The following is a 3,547-nucleotide window of genomic DNA, read 5'->3' as shown; positions in this document are numbered from 1 at the left end:
GCTAGCGCCTACGGCTCACCCGAGGCTAGCGCCTACGGCTCACCCGAGGCTAGCGCCTACGGCTCACCCGAGGCTAGCGCCTACGGCTCAAAAGAATGAAATCGCCGGGTTTCTGACAAAGCCTAAGGCTTGGGGGCCGGAGCCCGCCGCGTTAGCCCCCTCACCTCGATCCTGCTGCGGGGGACGGGGTGGCTACTTTTTCCCCAGCGACCTTTTGTGGCGGAAGAAGTCGGTGAGGATCGCTCCGGCGCGATCGGCCAGCACGCCTCCGCGGACTTCGGCTCGATGGTTCAGCCGCGGGTCGCCCAGCAGACGATAGAGCGACTCGACCGCTCCGGCCTTCGCATCGACCGCCCCGTAGACGACCCGCGGGATCCGCGACTGGAGGATCGCTCCTGCACACATCGGGCAAGGCTCGAGCGTGACGTACAGCGCGCAGCCCTCGAGCCGCCAATCCCCCACCGCTTCGGCCGCTTGCGTGATTGCAATCATTTCGGCGTGGGCCGTCGGGTCGCGGAGCTGTTCCCGCTGGTTATGCGCCGCGGCGACGATCCGCCCCTCGTGCACGATCACCGCCCCGACCGGAACCTCGTCCGCGACGGCAGCCTGCGAGGCCATTTCCAACGCCCGCCGCATCCAATGCTCGTCGAGCGAGGTTTCGAATCCGCCGAGCCCTTCCTCGAGCACGTTTCTCATTCCTCGCTCTGCAACTTTCGCCAGCGGAAGTTCCGCAGCTCCGCATCGCACTGAAACGCCGCAACGCCCAGCGGCAAACTCGGATCCATCTCCGGGCGAATATCGAACGTGTGCCCCTGGCGAGGCTGGTTCACGATCTGCTTGCCGTCGACCCAGGCCTGCACAGCATCGGCATCGACGCGGATGCGGACGCGGTACCAGCGGTCGTTGTCAAAGTGCATCAGCCGCTTGGTGGGATTCTCCGAGGCATCCTCCCCATCGATGCTCGACAACCCCGCGATTCCCCCGGCCCAGCCGCCGAGGATCAAGCTGCACTGGCCTTCGCCGACCGGGAACGTCAGCCCGCAGAAGAAGTCAAAACCGCTCGTCCGACGACTCTCGAGTTCGAGTTCGTAGTTGTCGCGAGGGAGAGCGGCGGTGCAGATGACTCCGGTCAGTGGGTCTCCCACGCCGAGCTTGATCACCTGGGACTCCAGCACCACATCGCCGTCGCCGCCAAACCGGCACACCTCCCACTGCGCCTCGTCGGCCGTGGGCACCCGCTGCCAGTTCTCCGCGCGAGCGGTTCCGCTGGCCTCCGCGCGAGCGTTGTCGCTGGCCTCCGCGGGAGCGGTCTCGCTGGCGGCACCCTGTTCGGAAGCCGGAGGCGAATCGGCATGGGAAACCGAGGAGGCGAGGATCAGGCTCGCCACGAGGCTGACCGCCGTGGTGAAAATCGGGAAGCCCCCGCCGTGGGGCAGGACGCAGCGAGTCGGATGGCGAAAACTCATCGAGCGGTTCTCGGTGGACGTGGAGGAGGGAACTGGAGGGGGCGACGAATTTTGGCGTAGGAAACGGGCAGCCCGGCTGGTAGCCTGCCTTGGAACGGACACAGCTTTGCGGCACCGCACACCGAACCGGTTACTCGATGCGTCTTCTCGCCCGCGCCACCATTTTTGGGTTCCGCCTCGCGCCGATCCTGCTCCTAGTTTACTGGATCTTGATTTTCACGGGGACACACCTGCCGGGATCGGAGTTGCGGTCGCTGCACGTGAAAGACAAAGTGCTGCACTTTGGGGCGTTTGCGGGGCTGGCGTTTCTGCTCGCCTGGTCTTTGCCACGGCGGATCGGCGGCGTGGTTCCGGGCGTTCTGGTCGCTGCCGCGGTGGCATTGATCTACGGCGTGCTCGATGAATGGACGCAGGGCTTCGTGTCTCACCGGACGCCGAGCCTCGGCGATCTGCTCGCCGACGCCCTCGGAACGCTGTTCGGGCTGCTCGCGTACCTAGGGCTCCGCGCGGTGCTCGTCGGCATTCTCGAGCGGCCACGCGCGTCACAGCAAAATTGGACTCAAGCTCCCCACCGCTGAGCGCGATACCGTTCATTCTTCATCCCATCAGCCGCCGGGCGCTAGCCCCCGGTTCTCGAAAACGCCGCAAGAACCGGACGCTAGCGCGTGGCGGCTGATTTCCAAAACACAGTCGCCTTCGGCTTGCCGTTAAACGACTGTGTAGCCGACTGCTGTGCACGGCTGACGTTATGGCAATTCAGCTTCCCGGCCGACCGCGCTGGAGATCGTCCGCCCAGGCTTCGATCAGCGTCGCCTGGTTCGCATTCCGGTCGATCTGGTAACGCATTTCGAGCGAGCGGTTCAGGCGATACAGATCCTCGGCCACGCTGGGTCCGCTGAGCGTTCCGGAAGTAGCCGCAGCCCGAAGGCGACGCCGAAAGTGGTCTGCGGCCAGCTCGCTGACCTGCCGCATCCGCTGGCGGCGGGGCGGGGCGTCGCTGCCAGCCGCGTCGACGTAGCCGCCGACCAGTTTTGCCAGCTCCACGGCGCTCGGCAAACCGTCCCCGAGGACTGCGTGCAGCGTCTGCTGGAAATGCCGCGACTCTTCCGACAGCAGCGTCGCAGCCCGGCTCAGCTCGCCATCGGCCGCATCGAGAGCCGCGCGGAGTTGCTCCTCAGAGACTTCGGCGGCGGCCGCATGCAAGCGGAGGATCTCGACCGCCTCGTCGCGTGGAGGCGGATCGAAGCGGACGACCTGGCACCGCGAGCGGATCGTCGGCAGCTGTCGTTGCAGACTGGTTCCGATCAGGATGATCACCGCTCGCGGCGGCGGCTCCTCGAGGGTCTTGAGGAGACAGTTCGCCCCTTCGGCATTCAGCACGTCAGCGTCATCGAGGATCGCAATCCGGCGTTCTCCGCTCATCGGCCGCAGCCGAATGTCGTGGCACAAGCCTTCCCGCATCCGCGCCTCGCGAGGCCCGATCAGGATCTCGACCGGGATGTAGCTGCGGTCGTCCGGCTTGCGAACCTGCAACACGTCGGGATGCGTTCCGGCAGCGACTTGCCGGCATGCGGAGCAGTCGCCGCAGGGGGCGAGCTCGGCCGGCTCCGACCGCTCGCAGAGCAGCGTCTTTGCCAGCTGCAGTGCAAACGTCCGCTTGCCGATTCCCTCCGGACCGACGAACAGAAAGGTGCTGCCCAGTCGGCCCGAGCGAATCGCATTGCGGAACCACTCCCGCTGGCGGTGGTGTCCAATCCACAGATTCTCGGCGAGCCTGAGAGCCTCGGGTGACTCGACTGCGGCCGCCGAATCGGGGTGATTGGACGAACTCGAGGAATCGAGGGGTGTGACCATGCGTGCATCGAAGTTACAGGACTAACAGAAAACTCCATTTCACCATGACCCTCCCCCCGGGAGGGTCGGGCAGTTTTAGCCCCCTCTCCCCCGAAGGGAATCGCGGCAATCACTTGACCTTCACCCTCAAACACTTTCGCGATTTTCTTTGGGGGAGAGGGTTGGGGTGAGGGGGTCTAAGCGGCCGGCTACGGCCCCCTCACCCTAGCCCTCTCCCCCACGGCTTG

4 protein-coding genes are annotated in these 3,547 nt (G+C 65.6%); 1 reads left to right on the top strand and 3 read right to left on the bottom strand.

Going from position 1 to position 3,547, the window contains the following annotated elements; all coding sequences use genetic code 11:
• Nucleotides 1-192: 192 nt before the first annotated feature.
• Nucleotides 193-696, bottom strand: coding sequence for a tRNA adenosine(34) deaminase TadA (gene tadA, locus GNK13_RS18980; protein WP_164104136.1), 504 nt, complete (start codon nt 694-696; stop codon nt 193-195).
• Nucleotides 693-1,466, bottom strand: a complete 774-nt coding sequence (locus tag GNK13_RS18975; RefSeq protein ID WP_164104135.1) for a 3-keto-disaccharide hydrolase — start codon at nt 1,464-1,466, stop codon at nt 693-695. The genes tadA and GNK13_RS18975 overlap by 4 nt, the downstream gene beginning before the upstream one ends.
• A gap of 137 nt (nt 1,467-1,603) precedes the next feature.
• Here GNK13_RS18975 and GNK13_RS18970 point away from each other — a divergent pair, with 137 nt between their 5' ends.
• Nucleotides 1,604-2,044 (top strand): VanZ family protein, encoded by a 441-nt coding sequence (locus GNK13_RS18970; protein WP_164104134.1) that lies wholly within the window; start codon nt 1,604-1,606, stop codon nt 2,042-2,044.
• A gap of 178 nt (nt 2,045-2,222) precedes the next feature.
• Here GNK13_RS18970 and GNK13_RS18965 read toward each other — a convergent pair whose 3' ends face one another.
• Entirely contained in the window at nt 2,223-3,320 is a 1,098-nt protein-coding gene (locus GNK13_RS18965) for a DNA polymerase III subunit (protein ID WP_164104133.1), read from the bottom strand.
• Nucleotides 3,321-3,547: the final 227 nt, after the last annotated feature.

The sequence above is a fragment of the Candidatus Laterigemmans baculatus genome (assembly GCF_010367455.1).
Lineage (GTDB): Bacteria > Planctomycetota > Planctomycetia > Pirellulales > Pirellulaceae > Laterigemmans > Laterigemmans baculatus.
This window is presented reverse-complemented; position numbering and strand designations above follow the sequence as displayed.